Origin of the sequence: Morganella sp. HMSC11D09 (assembly GCF_001807955.1) — a bacterium.
Lineage (GTDB): Bacteria > Pseudomonadota > Gammaproteobacteria > Enterobacterales > Enterobacteriaceae > Morganella > Morganella morganii.
Genome location: NZ_KV791688.1, coordinates 1 through 17481 on the forward strand (window position 1 = coordinate 1; position 17481 = coordinate 17481).

General features: G+C 49.9%; 23 protein-coding genes. 22 read left to right on the forward strand and 1 reads right to left on the reverse strand.

Annotated elements, in window-relative coordinates; all coding sequences use genetic code 11:
- From HMPREF3119_RS19485 to HMPREF3119_RS09245, 21 genes are all read left to right on the forward strand, one after another.
- On the forward strand, nt 1-312 hold a 312-nt coding region (locus tag HMPREF3119_RS19485), incomplete at its 5' end, for a hypothetical protein (RefSeq protein ID WP_210388498.1).
- The gene (locus HMPREF3119_RS19490; RefSeq protein WP_136334226.1) at nt 269-451 is read left to right on the forward strand and encodes an Rz1-like lysis system protein LysC; all 183 of its coding nucleotides are present in this window, start codon (nt 269-271) and stop codon (nt 449-451) included. The genes HMPREF3119_RS19485 and HMPREF3119_RS19490, both read left to right, overlap by 44 nt.
- Nucleotides 448-621 (forward strand): hypothetical protein, encoded by a 174-nt coding sequence (locus HMPREF3119_RS19380; protein WP_168162284.1) that lies wholly within the window; start codon nt 448-450, stop codon nt 619-621. Before HMPREF3119_RS19490 ends, HMPREF3119_RS19380 begins: the two co-directional genes overlap by 4 nt.
- 25 nt (nt 622-646) lie before the next feature.
- Nucleotides 647-808 (forward strand): hypothetical protein, encoded by a 162-nt coding sequence (locus tag HMPREF3119_RS19385; RefSeq protein WP_168162283.1) that lies wholly within the window; start codon nt 647-649, stop codon nt 806-808.
- Between the two features lie 153 nt (nt 809-961).
- Nucleotides 962-1369, forward strand: coding sequence for a Gp49 family protein (locus HMPREF3119_RS09165; RefSeq protein ID WP_070579447.1), 408 nt, complete (start codon nt 962-964; stop codon nt 1367-1369).
- Nucleotides 1351-1557: a hypothetical protein gene (locus tag HMPREF3119_RS09170; protein ID WP_070579449.1), complete on the forward strand. Its 207-nt coding sequence runs from the start codon at nt 1351-1353 to the stop codon at nt 1555-1557. The genes HMPREF3119_RS09165 and HMPREF3119_RS09170 overlap by 19 nt, the downstream gene beginning before the upstream one ends.
- Before the next feature lie 200 nt (nt 1558-1757).
- Entirely contained in the window at nt 1758-1982 is a 225-nt protein-coding gene (locus HMPREF3119_RS09175) for a DUF2560 family protein (RefSeq protein WP_070579453.1), read from the forward strand.
- Between the two features lie 53 nt (nt 1983-2035).
- Nucleotides 2036-2527, forward strand: a complete 492-nt coding sequence (locus HMPREF3119_RS09180) for a DNA-packaging protein (RefSeq protein ID WP_070579456.1) — start codon at nt 2036-2038, stop codon at nt 2525-2527.
- A 151-nt stretch (nt 2528-2678) separates the two neighbouring features.
- Entirely contained in the window at nt 2679-4001 is a 1323-nt protein-coding gene (locus HMPREF3119_RS09185) for a terminase large subunit domain-containing protein (protein ID WP_246829267.1), read from the forward strand.
- Nucleotides 4001-6088 (forward strand): portal protein, encoded by a 2088-nt coding sequence (locus HMPREF3119_RS09190; RefSeq protein WP_070579461.1) that lies wholly within the window; start codon nt 4001-4003, stop codon nt 6086-6088. The genes HMPREF3119_RS09185 and HMPREF3119_RS09190 overlap by 1 nt, the downstream gene beginning before the upstream one ends.
- Before the next feature lie 14 nt (nt 6089-6102).
- The gene (locus HMPREF3119_RS09195) at nt 6103-7017 is read left to right on the forward strand and encodes a scaffolding protein (RefSeq protein WP_070579464.1); all 915 of its coding nucleotides are present in this window, start codon (nt 6103-6105) and stop codon (nt 7015-7017) included.
- Nucleotides 7017-8300, forward strand: a complete 1284-nt coding sequence (locus HMPREF3119_RS09200) for a P22 phage major capsid protein family protein (RefSeq protein ID WP_070579467.1) — start codon at nt 7017-7019, stop codon at nt 8298-8300. Before HMPREF3119_RS09195 ends, HMPREF3119_RS09200 begins: the two co-directional genes overlap by 1 nt.
- 53 nt (nt 8301-8353) lie before the next feature.
- On the forward strand, nt 8354-8629 hold the full coding sequence (locus tag HMPREF3119_RS09205; protein ID WP_070579470.1) for a DUF2829 domain-containing protein: 276 nt from the start codon (nt 8354-8356) through the stop codon (nt 8627-8629).
- Between the two features lie 3 nt (nt 8630-8632).
- Complete coding sequence (locus HMPREF3119_RS09210) at nt 8633-8863, forward strand: hypothetical protein (protein ID WP_246829265.1); 231 nt, start codon at nt 8633-8635, stop codon at nt 8861-8863.
- On the forward strand, nt 8841-9338 hold the full coding sequence (locus tag HMPREF3119_RS09215; RefSeq protein WP_070579472.1) for a packaged DNA stabilization gp4 family protein: 498 nt from the start codon (nt 8841-8843) through the stop codon (nt 9336-9338). Before HMPREF3119_RS09210 ends, HMPREF3119_RS09215 begins: the two co-directional genes overlap by 23 nt.
- Nucleotides 9310-10728, forward strand: a complete 1419-nt coding sequence (locus HMPREF3119_RS09220) for a packaged DNA stabilization protein gp10 (RefSeq protein WP_070579477.1) — start codon at nt 9310-9312, stop codon at nt 10726-10728. Before HMPREF3119_RS09215 ends, HMPREF3119_RS09220 begins: the two co-directional genes overlap by 29 nt.
- A complete protein-coding gene (locus HMPREF3119_RS09225) occupies nt 10728-11471 on the forward strand; it encodes a phage tail protein (protein WP_070579481.1) in 744 nt (247 codons plus the stop codon). The genes HMPREF3119_RS09220 and HMPREF3119_RS09225 overlap by 1 nt, the downstream gene beginning before the upstream one ends.
- Nucleotides 11472-11478: 7 nt before the next feature.
- Nucleotides 11479-11937: a DUF2824 family protein gene (locus tag HMPREF3119_RS09230; RefSeq protein WP_070579485.1), complete on the forward strand. Its 459-nt coding sequence runs from the start codon at nt 11479-11481 to the stop codon at nt 11935-11937.
- Between the two features lie 2 nt (nt 11938-11939).
- Entirely contained in the window at nt 11940-12635 is a 696-nt protein-coding gene (locus tag HMPREF3119_RS09235) for a DNA transfer protein (RefSeq protein ID WP_070579488.1), read from the forward strand.
- Between the two features lie 9 nt (nt 12636-12644).
- Nucleotides 12645-14033: a phage DNA ejection protein gene (locus tag HMPREF3119_RS09240; RefSeq protein ID WP_070579491.1), complete on the forward strand. Its 1389-nt coding sequence runs from the start codon at nt 12645-12647 to the stop codon at nt 14031-14033.
- 2 nt (nt 14034-14035) lie between these two features.
- Nucleotides 14036-16228, forward strand: coding sequence for a hypothetical protein (locus tag HMPREF3119_RS09245; protein ID WP_070579494.1), 2193 nt, complete (start codon nt 14036-14038; stop codon nt 16226-16228).
- A gap of 21 nt (nt 16229-16249) precedes the next feature.
- Here the strand turns inward: HMPREF3119_RS09245 and HMPREF3119_RS09250 are convergent, their stop codons facing one another.
- Nucleotides 16250-16717 carry a hypothetical protein gene (locus tag HMPREF3119_RS09250; protein ID WP_070579497.1) on the reverse strand — a complete coding sequence of 156 codons (468 nt, stop codon included), beginning with the start codon at nt 16715-16717 and terminating at the stop codon, nt 16250-16252.
- A gap of 112 nt (nt 16718-16829) precedes the next feature.
- Here HMPREF3119_RS09250 and HMPREF3119_RS19785 point away from each other — a divergent pair.
- On the forward strand, nt 16830-17481 hold a 652-nt coding region (locus tag HMPREF3119_RS19785; protein WP_246829266.1), incomplete at its 3' end, for a phage head-binding domain-containing protein.

Genomic DNA, 17481 nt, shown 5'->3' on the forward strand with positions numbered 1-17481 from the left:
TTGCATCTGTATGGTGGGCTGAAGGATAACCACCAGGCACTGAAAGATAAGCACTCTGCATTGACGGCGGTAAATAACATCACCCTATCTGCTGTCGCTATCAATCAGCGTGTGGCTCTCGACAACATCAAGGCCAAAGAAACAGAGGACACGGAGAATGTCAAAATTAAAACCGTTATCAGAACGGAGTTTAAAGACAGTGAGTGCGCTGTTACTCCTGTTTCCCCTGGCGTTGTTGGGAAGTTGCAGCAATACGAAAGAGACATTCGTGCCCGCGCCGGCGGTCCCGATCCCGCCACAGCTGACCGCTGATTGCCCGCAGCCGGTTATTCCGGATGAGCTGACCTACGGCGGCGCAATCCTGTTGCTGACCGATGCCATGAAGTCGATAGCAGACTGCAATCACGATAAGCGGGCAATACGGGAGATAGAAGCGGAGAGAGCGAAGTGAGCATTGAAACCGAGCTGGCTTACCTGAAATCAGGAAAAAGAAAGGTGCTTGAATTTATTGACAGCACGCCGCCGGAAGATGTTATCACCCTGATGAGCTGGAATAGCCAGTTGGATAAGCTAAACAAAGAAATTTTAGAGCTGGAAGAACAACAACTCCTCGCTAAATAGCGGGGCTTTTTAATGGAGAAATACTGTGGAACAGAAAGACACTGAATTTGAAGAACTGATTAAGCCGGTGATGAAGTTCCTGGCTGAAAATCACCACCCGCACACCAGCATCACAGTGACCAGTAACAGCGCAGAGATGCTTGAGTCAGTGCAGTGCGTTGCTACTGACGAATACCTGAAAGACTAATTCCACCGACAAGGAACCAGATTGTTAACCCCGTAAGGATGGTGATCCAATCCTATCTTGACATGCCGGAACAGACGGAAGTGACCAAAGTAACGTAGTGATGCGTGATGATGGTTGCGAACCAAATTAAACATACATCCAAGAGGTGACACTGTGACTGATAATGAAATTGAGAAAGAAATTCAGGATAAAGGTAAAACGGCGGCTCGCATAACGCCAGGCCATATCGATAACGTAATTCGCAGCGAACACTATTTCACTGCATATGATGGTCGTCATGGTGCTCTGTCAGTTGGGACGTATGTTGGCAGAGAAAAACCTCTCGATACTGAAAAAGATTTATTCCCGCTTCAGTTGCTCACATTCTGTGTGCTTGTATTAGAAAACGGCTTCACTGTTACCGGTGAGTCTGCCTGCGCCAGCCCGGAAAACTTTGATGCAGAGATTGGCAGAAAAATTGCCCGTCAGAATGCCGTAAATAAAATCTGGCCACTTGAAGGTTATCTTCTCAAGCAAAGCCTTCATATCAACGAGGCATCATCATGTTCACAATCAAAGTAACCACCGCATCAGGTAACGAAGTCATTGAGTCCGGCTATGGCATTCAGTGGTCACCGTGGGCGCATAAGCTGAATTACACCGATCACAATAACTGCGGTGATGACCTCACATTGCAGCCTGGCGATAAAGCCGAAATTATCAACAGCGCCGGTAAAACGGTAGCCCATTACGTAAACGACCCCAAATAACCAGCACTTTGCGCAGCGTTGTCGCGGTATAGCGTGTTAGCAATGACTCATCCTCCTTTTGTGACGAGCGCATGCTGATAGTCGAAAACAACGAATCCGGCATTTATTCATGTTGCGTAGTGGCAACGTCAGCCACCGGAGAAGAAGCGGCGTGACCATGGAGAGACATAACACTTATCTCAAAAACTACAGGTGCAAAAATGACAGAAATCACAGCACAGCATCAGATGCGTCTGGACTTACTGCGACTGGTGAGCAATGACACCGCCGCAGCTCAGGCCGCTATCGAGTTCGTTAAAGACGATGCGCTCAAGTTTGAGCTTTTCAAAGACGCTTACCACAAATGCCAGACTGAATCACAGTTTGTTGCCAGAGCACAAAAGGCAGCAAGAGAGGCGCAGGAAGCATTAGACCTGTTCGCATAGCCAATTACACAGCTCATTTCCGAGTGGGCTGGATAATTGATTAAGGGGGATATATGGCCGCACCAAAAGGAAACAGATTCTGGGAGGCTAGAAGCAGCCATGGGCGAAGCCCGAAGTTCGAGTCTCCTGATGATTTATGGAATGCATGCTGTGAGTATTTCCAGTGGGCAGAGGATAACCCGCTGTGGGAAATGAAAGCATTTAGTTATCAGGGCGAAGTGACGCAGGAGCCTATCGCTAAGATGCGAGCAATGACGCTCACAGGGCTTTGCCTGTTCCTGGATATAGCTGACAGCACATGGCAATTGTACCGCGCTCGTGAAGATTTTATGGCAGTCACTACGCGAGCAGAGAAAGTCATCTATGACCAGAAGTTTTCCGGTGCCGCCGCTGACCTGCTTAACGCAAACATTATTGCACGTGATTTAGGTCTCAAAGATCGCCAAGAGGTCGAGGATGTAACTCCGGACAAGGGAGACCGTGACAAGCGCCGCTCTCGTATTAAGGAGTTATTTAACCGTGGAAAATCTGGATCAGATACTTGATAACCTGAGCGACGACGAGCAATACGAATTGCTTGAGTTGCTGGAAGAAGAAGACGAATACAGGAAGACGCATCAGTTGTTTGAATATTCTCCGTATGCAAAGCAACGTGAGTTTATTGATGCCGGTAGTGAGTATTTTGAGCGCTGCTTTATGGCCGGTAACCAGTTGGGTAAGTCGTACACCGGCGGTGCAGAGGTGGCGTTCCACCTTACAGGGCGTTATCCGGGCACGAAAGGGTATCCGGAAGACGGAGCATGGAAAGGCGAGTGGAGCGGCAAACGATTTCTTGAGCCTAACGTGTGGTGGGTTGGTGGCGAAACAAACGAGACGGTAACAAAAACCACTCAGCGTATTCTCTGTGGCCGCGTTGAAGAAAATAACGAAATTGGTTACGGCTCTATCCCTAAAGAGGATGTGATCAGCTGGAAGAAGTCACCGTTTTACCCGAACCTTGTCGACCACATACTTATCCGGCACCACAATGCTGATGGCGTTGAAGATGGCATGTCTATCTGCTACTTCAAGCCGTATTCACAAGGCCGTGCAAGATGGCAGGGTGACACAATACACGGTGTCTGGTTCGATGAAGAGCCGCCATATTCCATTTACGCCGAAGGGCTTACCCGTACCAACAAATACGGCCAGTTTTCTATCCTCACTTTTACCCCGCTTATGGGGATGTCGTCAGTAGTAGAAAAGTTTCTGAAGAACCCGTCCAAGGCTCAGAAGGTGGTCAATATGACTATCTATGATGCCGAACACTACACTGACGATGAGAAAGAAAGGATTGTCGCCTCATACCCTGAACATGAGCGTGAGGCTCGTGCTCGTGGTATTCCGACAATGGGAAGCGGACGCATCTTTCAGATACCTGAAGAGATAATCAAATGTCAGCCGTTCGAATGCCCAGACCACTTCTACGTTATCAATGCGATGGACTTTGGTTGGGATCACCCACAGGCACAAATTCAACTTTGGTGGGATAAAGACGCGGACACCATGTATCTGGCAAGAGTATGGAAGAAGAAAGAGCATACAGCCGTGCAGGCTTGGGGAGCAGTAAAGCCGTGGGCTCAGAAAATACCAACTGCATGGCCTCATGACGGAAACCAGCATGAGAAGGGGGGAGGTGAGCAGCTTAAGAACCAATACTCTGATGCTGGATTCATGATGCTTCCTGAGCATGCCACATGGCCTGATGGTGGTAACGCCGTCGAGCCTGGAATTACCGAGTTGCGCGACATGATGCTTGATGGACGCTTCAAGGTATTCAACACCTGTGAGCCATTCTTTGAAGAGTTCCGCCTGTATCACCGCGATGAAAACGGGAAGATCGTCAAGATAAACGATGACGTTCTTTCAGCCGTGCGCTACGGCTACATGATGAGACGCTTCGCAAAAATGATGCGCGATATCAAAAAGCCAAAACAGAAAGTAATTCCCGCCCCGATTAAGCCTATCAGGAGACATTAATGGTCGATAAAAATGAGCGGCTGAATAGCATATTGCGCAAATTCGACCTCGATTACTCCGCGTCTGAAGCAGCACGAACGGAGGCGAGGAATGATTTGTTTTTCAGTCGCGTTTCACAGTGGGATGACTGGTTAGAAGACTATGTCACATTGCAGTATCGCGGGCAGTTTGATGTTGTGCGCCCTATGGTGCGTAAGCTCGTTGCTGAGATGCGCAAGAATCCGATAGAGATTCAGTACAGGCCGAAAGACACAGCCTCTCCTGATGCTGCTGACATCCTCATGGGGATGTACCGCACAGACATGCGCAATAACAGCTCAAAGATTTCTGTCAACGTGGCAGTCCGTGAGCAGATTGAGTGCGGTGTCGGCGCCTGGCGCATTGTCACCGAGTATGAGGATGATAACCCTACCAGCAATAACCAGATCATCCGGCGCAAACCTATCCATGAGTCATGCACCCATGTGATATGGGACTGTAACGCGAAGGAGATGGATAAATCTGATGCCAAGCGCTGCACGATAATTCACGCTCTCAATATTGACGGGTGGGAAGAATTTGCAGAGCAATACGGGTTAGACCCTGATGATGTTCCGACATTCCAGTCGCCGAACACTGATTGGTTGTTCACCTGGTCGAGCGGCAAAACAATTTATGTCGCTGAACACTACGAGGTTGAGGAGAAAAACGAGAAGGTATTCGTCTACTACAACCCGACAGTAATGGACTTTCAGAGCTACTACGCCAGTGAGATTAAAGATCACATTGAGCGCCTGTCAGCCGAAGGTGCCGAGAAAGCAGGTGAGCGCAAAGTTAAGCGCCGCAGGGTGTACAAATCCATCATCACCAGCACGGCGATTCTGAAGGACAGGATTCCGGTGGCCGGTGAGCATATCCCGATTGTACCTGTGTATGGGGAGTGGTCGTTCTTCGATGATACTGAGCTGTATGAGGGCGTTGTCCGCCTGTCTAAAGATGCTCAGAGGCTGCGTAACTTCATCCTGTCGAAGGGTGCTGATACGGTAGCGAAATCACCGAAGAAAAAGCCGTTCTTCTACCCCGAGCAGATTGCAGGGTATGAGCACATGTACAGCGGGGATGATGACTACCCATACTATCTGCTTAACCGAACCGATGAAAGTAACGTCGATTTACCACCCGGAGCCGTCTCCTATATGGAGAACCCGGAGATATCACCCGCTGATGCCGGGATGCTTGATGCGGCCACACAGGCGGCAAAAGAGGTTGCCCGTATCGGTGTTGACCCGTCTGCCGCAAATGGTCAGGTGGCCTTTGATACCGTCAATCAGCTTAACTCCCGCATCGACCTTGAGACATACGTGTTTCAGGATAACCTGGCAATCGCCATGCGCCGCGATGGTGAGATTTACGCTTCAATCGCCAGTGAGATTTATGACACAACGCGAACTGTTGTCACGACTGCCGAAGATGGCAACGAAAGCAACGTTGAGCTGATGTCTCAGGCTGTCGACTTTCAGCAGGGTCAGGTTGTCACTAAAAACGACATCCGCGGTAAGTATGAAACGTACACTGATGTCGGCCCGTCCTTCCAGTCACAGAAAGATGCAGCCCGCGCTGAGATAGGCGACCTGATTACCAAGGTTCCGCCTGAGCATCCTATGTGGAACGTCATGATGCTGACCTACGCCAACATGATGGAGGGTAAAGGCGTTGAGTACATCCGCGACTACGCTAACCGCGAGCTGATAGTTAACGGCCTGAAGAAGCCGGAGACTGACGAAGAGCAGCAGTGGTTAATGGAAGCGCAGCAGGCTCAGCAGGGCAAACAAGACCCGATGATGATTGCAGCTATGGCAGAGCAGAAGAAAGCCGAGGCTGAACTTGTCAGCGCTCAGACAAGGGCGCAGGAAACACAAATCAAAGCATTTACTGCTCAGAATAACGCACTTGAATCACAGGCAAACACTACATTGACTCTGGCTAAGGCTGAGGACTTGCAGCAGGGCGCAGTGATGAAAGCTATCGAGCTTCTGAACAAGGTTGCAGAACAGCAACAACAAAACATCCCTTCCGGCTCACCAGCCGAGATACCTCAAACCATGTAAGAGAGTTAAATATCATGAGCACAACCACCGAAATTCAGAACCAGACTGAAGAATTAACCCTGCCCGGCGATCAGGCGGCGGCATCCGCAGATGGCTCAGTTGTCGATAATGCCAACGACAATGCAGGTCAGGAAGAAGGCTTCGACATTGTACTGAAAGACGATGAGGGGAAACCCAAACAAGACCCGGCAACAAACGCGGAATTTGCCCGTCGCCGCATTGAGCGCAAGCGTCAGCGTGAGCTTGAGCAGCAGATGGAGGCAGTGAAACGCGGTGAATTGCCGGAGCACTTACGGGTGAATCCTGAGTTACCAAAGCAGCCTGACCCGAACGATTTCTTCTCTGATGAATCGCTTGCCAAGTATGACTTTGACCAGAATCGCGCACTGGCCGCTTTCCAGCAGGCTAACAGTGACTGGCAGATGAAGGCCATGGACGCACGAAGCAATGCGGTAGCGGAGCAGGGGCGCAAGACTCAGGAATACACCCAACAGTCAGCGCAGTATGTGGAAGCCGCCCGTAAACACTATGACGCTGCGGAGAAACTCAATATCCCTGACTATCAGGATAAAGAAGATGCGTTTATGCAGTTGGTTCCGCCGCAGGTTGGCGCTGACATCATGCGCCTGTTCCCCGAGAAATCCGCAGCTGTCATGTATTACCTGGGTTCAAACCCGGAGAAAGCTCGCCAACTTCTGGCGATGGACGGGCAGTCCGCGCTCATTGAGCTGACACGCTTATCTGAACGATTAACTCTCACGCCACGCGGTAAACAGCGTTCAGACGCACCGCCTGCTGACGAACCATTAAGCGGAGATGTTTCAGCGGCTAATGTCGCCGGGCTTCAGAAGCAGATGGACAAAGCGGCCAGTGACGGAAACGTAGCGCTTTACCGCCAAATAAAGGCGAAATTACAAGGAATTAAATAATGGCTTTAAATGAAGGTCAAATCATCACCTATATGGTGGATGAAGTAGTAAACACCATCGAAAATAACTGCCCGATGGCTCAGCGTGTCAGTAAATACACGCCGCCTGCTGCTGACTTACAGCGGTCTCAGAATACAATCTGGATGCCGGTAGAGCAGGAGGCGCCGACTCAACCAGGATGGGATTTAACCAACAAAGCGACAGGTATTGTCGAGCTGTCTGTTAAGTGCAACATGGGCGTTCCTGATAACGACTTCTTCACGCTTCGTGCTGACGATACCCGTGATGAAACATCCATCCGCCGCCGTATGAAGGCATCCGGCCTGAAGCTGGCAAACAACATCGAAACATCTATCGCAAAACAGGCTGCTGATACCGCATCTCTGATTGTGACTGATGTCGATCATGTGGCTGTTGAAAACAAAGCATGGGATATGATGTCTGATGCCGAAGCGCTGATCTTCCAGCGTGAGCTTAACCGTAGTCAGGGGCTGAGTTACTTCTTTAACGCTGATGACTACAAAAAAGCGGGGATGTCTCTGGCTGGTAAAGACATGTATGGTCGCATTCCTGAAGAGGCGTATAAATCAGGCACCATCCAGAAGCAGGTTGCAGGGTTTAACGACGTTCTTCGCTCTCCTAAGCTGCCAACGCTGACAGCCGGTACTGCGACCGGCGTTACAGTTGATGGCGCTCAGAAGTTTAAACCTGAAGCGTGGAAAGAGGACGTTGACGGCAACCGTGAGAACGTTGATAACCGCACCGCAGTAGTGAAAGTAAGCGACGGGTCAGCATTCAAGCGCGGTGACAAAATCAGCTTTGCCGGTGTGAAATTCATCTCACAAATGGCAAAAGATCTGCTCACTCAGGACGCAACGTTTGCGGTAGTTGGTGTTGATGGCAACAACATCACCATTATGCCGAAGCCTATCGCTCTGGATGACGCAACTCTGAAGCCGGAAGAGCGTGCATATGCCAACGTCAATACCTCGCTGGCAGCAGGTGCGGCAATCAGCGTCATTAACGTGAAGACGGCCAAGACCAACATTTTCTGGGCTGATGATTCTATTACGCTGCTGTCCCAGCCGATCCCTCTCAACCATGCTCTGTTCAGCGGCATGAAAACAGAGGCGTTCAACATCCCGTCAGTCGGCCTGAATGGTGTTGTGGCTTACCAGGGTGATATTTCTACCCTCGAAGGTAAGTGCCGTATTGCTGTGTGGTATTCAGCATGCACCAAGCGCCCGGAAGCTGTCGGTGTCGGTCTGACCGGTCAGAAATAAATCCTCGTTGTCACATTGGGAGCTTCGGCTCCCTTTTTTACTGGAGAAGCAAAATGGCTAACTTTGGCGAAGCATTAGAGGCAGTAAAAGCAGGAAAAAAAATCTCACGGTCAGGATGGAATGGTGCTAATCAATTCGTAATTAAAGCAGGTGGCTATAAGGTAAGTGAGCCTCGTGTTGGAAGTGATTACCATCGCGCCGGGATTACTGGTGAGTTTACTATCGCGCCACACCTTGATTTAAAAAATGCGCAAGGAATCATGCAGCCTGGCTGGGTTCCATCTCAGGGCGATTTATTTGCCGAAGATTGGGTTATTCAGGGGGAGTGACCAATGAGCACGATGCTTTATAAAGCCAATGGCAATGTAAAAATCTGGGGTATGAAGCTGCAAATCATCACGGTTGAAGATGATGAGATTGAAAATTATCTCGACGCTGGCTGGTATATGCACCCGGAAGACACTCAAACTCTGCCAGAGCCAGAGCCAGAGCCAGAGCCAGAAAAGAAACCTCGCACCCCGCGAAAAAAGGCGGTGAAAGATGCAGATACTAACGAAGGGTGAATTAGTCGTTGCGGCGCTTCGTAAAATCGGCGTTGCGTCTGATGCCACACTGACAGACATCGAGCCGCAGTCTATTGAGGATGGCGTTAATGATCTTGAGGCAATGATGTTTGAGTGGTACGAAGACGGCAAAGGTATCATTACCGGCTATAAATTTGCACCAGACGACACTCCGATTGATCAGGGTGACGCCCACGGTATCAGTAAAGCAGCCATCAGCGCCGTTATTTACAACCTCGCATTACGAATTGCGCCAGATTACCAGATTGCCCCGCTCGATAAGGTCATCACTACCGCCCGTTATGGCAAAGAACGCCTGTTGCGCACTGTTTCATTGCGCAAGGCCAGAGAGGCCAGATCGCATTACCCTAACGGGTTCCCGATTGGCTCAGGAAACAGGCTGGCAACGATGAACGGGTATCGATACTTCCACCGGAGTAAAGACAATGCCGAAGATTCAGGTTCCGATATCTAGGGGGCTGTCGAAAGATTTCAGGACTGCTGATTATGTCGACTCTCTGCCGGTGAATATGCTGGCAACGCCGAAAGAAGTCCTGAATGCAGCCGGTTATATGCGGTCATTTCCCGGAGTCGAAAAGCTTCGTGATGCTGACGGAGTGTCTCGCGGTGTCCAGTACAATACCGCGAAGAATGCTGTATATCGTGTCCTCGGCGGCAAGCTGTATCGCGGTGACAGTGTGATCGGCAGCGTGTCCGGAAAATCACGCGTATCGATGGCATACAGTGCTACCAGTCAGGCTGTTTTGTCCGGCGGAAAAATAACGCAGTATCGCTATGACGGCGGAGAAAAGACGATCACCAACTGGCCTGTCGATACCGGATATATCCAGTATGAGCTCGGTGAGGCGAGTGACGTTGCCCGTGTTAAAGGCCGGTATGTGTGGTCGAAAGCAGGCACTGACAGCTTTTTCATTTCAGACCTTGAGGATGAATCTCACCCTGACAAATACAGCGGTCAGTATCGTGCCGAATCCCAGCCTGACGGCATTATCGGCATCGGCGTGTGGCGTGACTTCATTGTGTGCTTCGGTGCTTCCACGATTGAGTATTTCACGCTTACCGGTTCGACCACTGTCGGCGCTGCTCTCTACATGGCTAACCCGTCATACATGGTCAGCAAGGGTATTGCCGGGACATTCTGCAAATGCAACTACATGGATGCGTTCGCTATCATCAGCCATCCGGCCAGCGGCGCACCGTCCGTTTATCTGGTTGACTCCGGCCAGGTTAAATCTATCGCCACGGCAACCATCGAGAAGATACTGCGCGGTTACACTGCCGATGAATTATCCGGCGGCATCATGGAGTCGGTGCGGTTTGACTCTCACGAATTGCTGATCATTCACCTTCCACGGCATGTACTGGTATTCGACGCGGCAGCAAGCCAGAACGGCCAGCAATGGGCTGTGCTGAAAACCGGCCTGTTTGATGAGCCGTACAGGGCAGTTGATTTTATGTATGAAGGTAATCAGATAACCGTCGGTGACAAAAAGCAGCCTGTTGTTGGTCGTCTGGTGTTCAATTCCTCATCGCAGTATGACGCGCAGACAGAGCACCTGCTGTACACCCCGCTGATTAAGGCCGATAACGCCAGACTGTTTGACCTTGAGCTTGAAGCATCGACCGGCGTCGCTCAGATTGCTGACCGGTTATTCCTGTCGGCCACCACTGACGGTATTAATTACGGCCGCGAGCAGATGATTTCTCAGAATGCACCGTTCCGTTATGACCAGCGCATTATCTGGAAGCGGATTGGCCGCATCCGCAAAAATGTCGGATTCAAAATCAGGGTAATAACCAAAGCGCCGGTAACACTGTCTGACCTGGCAGTAAGGGCGGAATAATGGCTGATGAAAGTTTAAAAGACCCCATCGCAGTGACTGCGGTCGGAATTAATGCTGCGTCGCTCCCTGTCGTGTTTTCTCCTGCTTACCGGATGTATGTGCTGTCTCAGTCACTGGACTTCACCAGAGTGACAGGGAAAGCAAATGAGGCCGGTCAGGGGGCATATGATGCACAGGTTAAAAATGATGAGCAGGATGTAGTTCTCGCAGACCATGAGCAACGCATTCAGCAGCTGCGGATAGAAGTCGATGACCATGAGCTCCGCATTACGGCCAACACCAACGCAATTCAGTTGCTTGATGTCCGCCTGACCACGGCAGAAGGCCAGATAGTCACACTGCGCAGTGATGTTGATTACCTGACAGGAAAGGTCGTCGAAATTGAAGGCGACATGGTGTCGAAGTCTGCTGCCACTGACCAGGTTATTCAGTCTGCTGGCGGGTCATTCATTATCGGCAATGCGGTAACTCCAACCACGGATAAATTGCAGGTTATCGGCGATATCACCGCCTCATCATCGTACAAGGTCAGCGGCGTTAAGGTGGTAGGCAGTCGTGTTACCGGCTTCACTGGGGCAACCGGGTCGGCGCTGAAAGGTGCGTTTAATGCCAGCCAGGCATACAAGGTAAGCGCCACATACACGCAATCAGAAGTACAGGCGATGGCTTCCGGCCTTACTGCTGCACGACAGCGCATAAAAGCCCTTGAGGATGCCATGCGTTCACACGGACTGATTGACTGAGGTAATCATGATCACATTCAAACCAACGAGGAATATCGACCTGATTGAGGCCGTTGGTAATCACCCTGATATTATTGCCGGGAGCAACAACGGGGACGGGTTCGATTATAAACCGGAACGCAGACACTTTGAGGTTGATGTTCACGGACAATTCGGCGGCATCGTGTATTACGAAGAAGTGCAGCCGATGACGTTCGAGTGTCACGCTATGTACCTCCCCGAGGTCAGGGGGTTCAGTAAAGACATTGGTCTGGCATTCTGGCAGTTCATCCTCTCATCAACTTACGTCCAGTGCGTGACATCATTCGCAGCGCGTAAATTCCGCCACGGCCAGATGTACTGTGCAAGTATCGGACTTGGCCGTGTGGGCACCATCAGGAAGTATTTCAAAGGCGTTGATGACGTCACTTTTTACTCAGCAACGCGTGAAGAATTAACCGAATTCCTCAGTAATCAGCGGAGATAATTATGTCCGGATATATTTTTAAACTGGCACGAAAGATTGCCGGTGAAGAACCTCTGTTCCCTGAAAAAGGCGGCAAAGGTGGTGGCGGCGATAATGGTGCAGGCGCTCAGGCTGAGGCAATGAAATATTCAGCTGATCTGCAAAACGATCAGTTCAACAGAATCATGGCAAACCTTGCTCCTTTCACTGATTACGCGCAGAAATATGTTGGTCAGATGGCAAACCTTTCAACGTTGGAAGGGCAAAATCAGGCATTGCAGGGCTACTATGGCTCTGACCAATACAAAGGCATGGCTGACCAGGCTCGCTATCAGGCTCTTAACGCGGCTGAAGCTACCGGAGGATTAGGGTCAACGGCCACCATGAACCAACTTGCTGCCATCGCTCCAACGCTCGGTCAGTCATGGCTTGGCGATCAGATGAACAGTGCACAGAATCTGGCAAATATCGGCCTCGGAGCATTACAGGGGCAGGCCAACGCTGGGCAGAACTACGCCAACAATATGGGCTCTCTTTATCAGCAGCAGGCAGCATTGGCGGCAGCGAATGCTAATCGCCCGTCTGGTTTCCAGCAGGCAATCAGCGGCGGCGCATCAGGGGCTATGTTGGGCGGTGGCATTGCGAGTGCTATTGGTGCTTCTACTCCGTGGGGTGCCGGTATTGGCGCTGGCCTTGGGTTACTCGGCAGTCTGTTTTAAGGGGGAATTATGGCAACGTGGAATCAGGGCGGTATTGCCGGAAGTCTTCTCGGCGGAATTGGCGGGGTAAATAGCAATGCGCCTCGCGCAACCGATGCTAACACGGCACTGTCATTAATCCGTGAGAATAATGATATTCAGCGGTCAGGTGCCAATAACCCTGTATTACAGGGATTGCAGGGACTGTATGGTGTCGCTCAGATGTACCAGGCTGACCAGCAGGCACAGCGACAGCAGGAGTTTTTCCAGAAATATGGAACAGCCCGCGCTGCCGGTGATACTGCATCTATGCGCCAACTCTTTGCTGAGTATCCCGAAATGAATGAGCAGATCGGGAAAGGCATGGAAGGCATTTCCGCTGACACCCGCGAATCACTCGGTAATGTGGCCGCAAACTTTCGCATGGCAGTCAATGCCGGAACGGGTGATCAGTTCGTTGCCAAAAACGCGGCTGAACTTATGCGCCTCGGTATTGACCCGAAAGAAGCACAGCGACTGGCTAAGGCTGATCCGAAAGGCGCTGTTGAGTTGGCTGACACCATCGGCATGAGTGCGCTCACTCCTGAAAAATACTTTGATGTTATCGGTGCCAATGAAGGCCGTCAGATTGACCGTGAGAAGCTGGCTGAAACAGTGCGCAGCAATCAGGCTGGTGAGGCTCTTACTGCCAGAGGTCAGGATGTTCAGGTGAGAGGCCAGAACCTAAGTTACCAGTCAGCAATGACAGGGCACTCTATTGCCAGGGAACGACTGAATCTCGACCGTGAATTAAAAGCGATGGAGACCCAGGAGAAAGTATTAGACCGCCGGTTAGCCAGGGAGACCGACGAGCTCAAGAGAACGGAGCTTGAGCAAAAGCTTGATGGTATTCGAACCCAAAAAGAGGCAGCCAAGGCAGAACGGTATGACACCGTTGCAAGTCAGGTGGATTCGGCAGACAGGGCAATAAAAACGGCTCAGAGCATCATTAATTCACCTGGTTTTACAGGGTATTTTGGTGTGAACGTAAACCCGTTTGGTAGCCGGTTCTTACCTGGTACTGATGCATCCGACACTTCGGCCATGGTTGATACTCTGAAATCTCAGGGCTTTATGTCTGGTATTCAGCAGATGCGAGGCATGGGCGCACTTTCTGATGCCGAGGGTCGGAAGGTTATGGATGCAATTGGTAGCCTTGATTCAGGCATGTCAGAGAAGCAGGCAAAAAAATCAATTGAGGGAATTATCGAAACTTTCGAGCAGGGGAAAAAACGGTTGGAAAGCAGATATCCTGATGAATTCAGTAAATACTCAGGCGAACTTAACCAGAGTAAATACGGCTTGCCGATAGGCCACCAGGAAGGCGGGTATACGTATAAAGGCGGAGACCCTTCAGATAAAAATAACTGGAGCAAATAATTATGGCCGCACCATGGGAGAACTACCAAAATCAGGCCGCATCACAGCAATCTGAAAATGATGCCCCATGGCTTAAATACAAGCCAGCGAGTCAGCCAGAGCCTGAAAGTGATTGGGTTGATGATCTGAAATACGGGGTGAAAGAAGCAGGAAAATCGGTTGCTCAAGCTGGCGTTAACACCGCTAATATCATACCAGAAATCGGTGATTCAATTGTTAGTGCTGCGGCATGGGCTGGTGAGAAAATCGGTCTTGGTGATGGTACTTATACACCGGCAATGCGGTTTTCACTTCCTGAAGATATGAAGCCAGAGACAACAGGAGGTAAGATCGCCTCTGAGGTAATCCCGTATCTTGTCCCTGCCATGGGGCCAGAAAAAGCGGCCGCTGCCTTAGGTACTGCTGCCGATGCTGGTCGTCTTGAGCGCGGGGCTTCCAAAGTTGCCGATCTTGCTCAGGAAAACATCATTGGCGCACTTGCTCAGAATAGCCAGCGCAATGATTCTGGTTCGCTTGCTGCCGACCTTGGTTTGGGAATGACTGCATCCGGTGCGGCTCGACTGGTTACTCCGCTTATCGGTAAGGCATACAACGCAGTATCTCAGAAGGTAGGCGACATCCTCGGCAGAAGCCCACCTCCGCCGGGTGGTGGCGGCGCTGGTGATGTTGAGACTGTTCTCAGGCAGGCTGCGGCAGATAAAAATCCAGATCTTGCCAGCACGCTCAACGGTCTCGATGTAAAACCAAACGCCGAGGTAGCTGGAGCAGCTGAAAGGCTTGGCATGACTGACGACCTATTGCCATCACATCTTTCAGGTAATCAGCAATACCAGGCGGTAGAGCAGGCAATTAAATCTCGCCCCGGTTCTGCACTTAAAGCACAGGAAGATCAGGCGATCATGAAGCTGTCAGAGAGTGCCGGAAGACTGATTGATGATGTTGCCAGTGTTCCTGATGCGCTATCTCTTAACCAAAAAGTGATTGGGCAGTTTGACGGCAGAATGTCAGCTCTGGAAGGTAAAAGCGATCAGCTTTACAGGCGTGTTGATAATGCATTGCCAGCTAACGCAAGAGTATCTGCAAACAACACAGCGGAAGCGCTGGAGAGGAAAGCGGATGAATTAGGCGGATGGGAAAACCTGGACACTATTGAGAAAAATGTGTTTAAGGCAGTCAACCCTGGTCAGGATGGTGTTCTGACGTATGCCAATCTTAATAAACAGCGCCGGTTGGTGGGGCAGGCTCTTTATAAAAATCGTGGGCCATATAAAGACGCAGACGAGGGGGCGCTCAAATATCTGTACCGGCAGCTATCTGAAGATCAGCGTGCTGCACTCGGTGAGGTCGGAGTAAGGCGTGACTTCGAAGTTGCACAGAGACTGGTTCAAATGCGTAAAAACATGGAAGACCAGATGGTGTCTCTGCGCGGTAAAAACCTTACAGGCGATGTCGCAAATAAAGGCTCTCTTGCCGTTGCTTCGCTGGCTAAAGGTAACTCAAAACAATTCATTGATCTGATGAATAGCCTCCCTACCAGACAAATGAGGCAGGAGGTTGCCGGTGTAGCTATCCGGGATATGTTATCAGCCGGAAAGCGCGGCGCCGATTTTAATCCGGCTGGCTTTGCCGACTGGTACCAGAACCTGAGAGCATCAGGAAACCTCCGGGTTCTGGCTAACCACATGCCGAAGGAGTTCATGTCAGGTCTTCACGACACATATGTGGTGGCTAACGCCATTCGCAGGGCAAAGTCATTCGAGATAACTACCGGAAGACTGAACGACTTCACCAAACGTTTTGATGCGGTTACTGCTCAATATGAGTTCGCAGCTAAGCATGCTGAAAAGCTTGGCTCTGTGGTTGGCGCAAATGCTGGGCCACTTGGTGCGCTTGCAGGAGGTTCACTTGGTGCCAGAGTGGCAGCTAAAGCCAGGAAGCTCGGCGGGGCTGAATCAAGTGCCGCAGCTGAAAAACTTATAGCATCGACTGAGTTTCAGCAGGCCGCAAAAGGACTGACCACACCGTCACCACGCGGTCGGTCACGCATCGGACAGATGTTTGATGAGTCAAAGTTAAGAACTTCTCAGGCATGGCGTGAGTTTTATGATGTGCTGCCAATAAAAGATAAGCGCATTATTGCCAGAATGGGGTTTTTGTGGTGGCTGATGCAGGAAGACCAGGAAGAAGGGCAATAGCCCTTCTTTTACTATTAGTTATTAGTGATAACGCCATGGCCCATCATAATACTCTGTATTATCACATGCGACAGAGATGACATTACCTTTTTCATCCAAAGAGAGACTTGAATAATAATCGCATGCATCCCCGGCCCGTCGATGTAATGTTAAAGAACTATTTGACACCCTCCCAGATGAAAATACGGAATACTTTTCGCCAACACGTATGACCACATGATGGTCAGTGTCTGGGATAAACCACAGATACAGAGATGATGATGAACCAAAATCACTTCTAATAAATTCAAGCGGCTTAGATTTTTGTGTAAATGGTATGGCTTTTTTTAGTATTGCATTTTCTTTTTTATTTATTTCATACTCATTGTAAGCAAAAATTATCGCAAACGTAGAAATTAAAATAGCCACAAGTATTGCTATTATCTTTATTGCCTTTTTTACTAGCGATTTAGTGTCGCTATAAATTTTTCCTGACACGTTATCGTTCATAGTCGCCACCACCTCACAATTGTTTATTTTTTGTCATTATATAGCGTAATTACCCCGTAAAACATAACTCACACCATAAAACTGGTGCGACCACTCACGTTTGGAGAAAGCAATGTCAGAACAAATTATTCCTAATGTTGTAGTGAGCATGCCTTCGCAGTTGTTCACGCTTGCACGCAAATTCCAGGCGGCGAGTAATGGGAAAATCTTCATCGGAAAAATTGACACAGATCCGACTATCCCGGAAAACCAAATCCAGGTGTATCTGGAAAACGAAGATGGAACGCACGTTCCTGCTCCTCAACCACTGATTATTAACCAAGCTGGCTATCCGGTATATAACGGGCAGATTGCCAAGTTTGTTACTGTACAAGGTCATTCCATGGCAGTGTATGACTCATATGGTGCGCAGCAGTTCTATTATCCTAATGTTTTGAAGTATGACCCTGATCAATTTGAAGCTAGACTCATGGACGAGTTAAAAAATGGAAATGGGTCAATTATAGGAATTGGGGATGGACATAATTTATCAGAGATAACAGGGGATGGCGGCGCCAGCCTAATCGGAACAAATGATGGCGGGTCTGTGCAGGATTTTATAATAGCCAATGACAGCGCTGAGTACAGAGCAAAGAATATAGCTAAATTAGCTTGGATTGATTATCAGGTACATAAACGAGGTAAGTTTGGGGTGTGTTTTTTAGGTGACTCGATGACGGCTGGGTGTGACAGGGCATCCAGTGATGTAATTCCACCTCAGGATG

What these genes read in the sequence shown, in the direction of transcription:
- HMPREF3119_RS09170 (WP_070579449.1), top strand. Translation starts at nt 1,351, where the DNA reads ATGTTCACAATCAAAGTAACCACCGCATCAGGTAACGAAGTCATTGAG.
- HMPREF3119_RS09175 (WP_070579453.1), top strand. Translation starts at nt 1,758, where the DNA reads ATGACAGAAATCACAGCACAGCATCAGATGCGTCTGGACTTACTGCGA.
- HMPREF3119_RS09180 (WP_070579456.1), top strand. Translation starts at nt 2,036, where the DNA reads ATGGCCGCACCAAAAGGAAACAGATTCTGGGAGGCTAGAAGCAGCCAT.
- HMPREF3119_RS09185 (WP_246829267.1), top strand. Translation starts at nt 2,679, where the DNA reads ATGGCCGGTAACCAGTTGGGTAAGTCGTACACCGGCGGTGCAGAGGTG.
- HMPREF3119_RS09190 (WP_070579461.1), top strand. Translation starts at nt 4,001, where the DNA reads ATGGTCGATAAAAATGAGCGGCTGAATAGCATATTGCGCAAATTCGAC.
- HMPREF3119_RS09195 (WP_070579464.1), top strand. Translation starts at nt 6,103, where the DNA reads ATGAGCACAACCACCGAAATTCAGAACCAGACTGAAGAATTAACCCTG.
- HMPREF3119_RS09200 (WP_070579467.1), top strand. Translation starts at nt 7,017, where the DNA reads ATGGCTTTAAATGAAGGTCAAATCATCACCTATATGGTGGATGAAGTA.
- HMPREF3119_RS09205 (WP_070579470.1), top strand. Translation starts at nt 8,354, where the DNA reads ATGGCTAACTTTGGCGAAGCATTAGAGGCAGTAAAAGCAGGAAAAAAA.
- HMPREF3119_RS09210 (WP_246829265.1), top strand. Translation starts at nt 8,633, where the DNA reads ATGAGCACGATGCTTTATAAAGCCAATGGCAATGTAAAAATCTGGGGT.
- HMPREF3119_RS09215 (WP_070579472.1), top strand. Translation starts at nt 8,841, where the DNA reads ATGCAGATACTAACGAAGGGTGAATTAGTCGTTGCGGCGCTTCGTAAA.
- HMPREF3119_RS09220 (WP_070579477.1), top strand. Translation starts at nt 9,310, where the DNA reads ATGCCGAAGATTCAGGTTCCGATATCTAGGGGGCTGTCGAAAGATTTC.
- HMPREF3119_RS09225 (WP_070579481.1), top strand. Translation starts at nt 10,728, where the DNA reads ATGGCTGATGAAAGTTTAAAAGACCCCATCGCAGTGACTGCGGTCGGA.
- HMPREF3119_RS09230 (WP_070579485.1), top strand. Translation starts at nt 11,479, where the DNA reads ATGATCACATTCAAACCAACGAGGAATATCGACCTGATTGAGGCCGTT.
- HMPREF3119_RS09235 (WP_070579488.1), top strand. Translation starts at nt 11,940, where the DNA reads ATGTCCGGATATATTTTTAAACTGGCACGAAAGATTGCCGGTGAAGAA.
- HMPREF3119_RS09240 (WP_070579491.1), top strand. Translation starts at nt 12,645, where the DNA reads ATGGCAACGTGGAATCAGGGCGGTATTGCCGGAAGTCTTCTCGGCGGA.
- HMPREF3119_RS09245 (WP_070579494.1), top strand. Translation starts at nt 14,036, where the DNA reads ATGGCCGCACCATGGGAGAACTACCAAAATCAGGCCGCATCACAGCAA.
- HMPREF3119_RS09250 (WP_070579497.1), bottom strand. Translation starts at nt 16,717, where the DNA reads ATGAACGATAACGTGTCAGGAAAAATTTATAGCGACACTAAATCGCTA.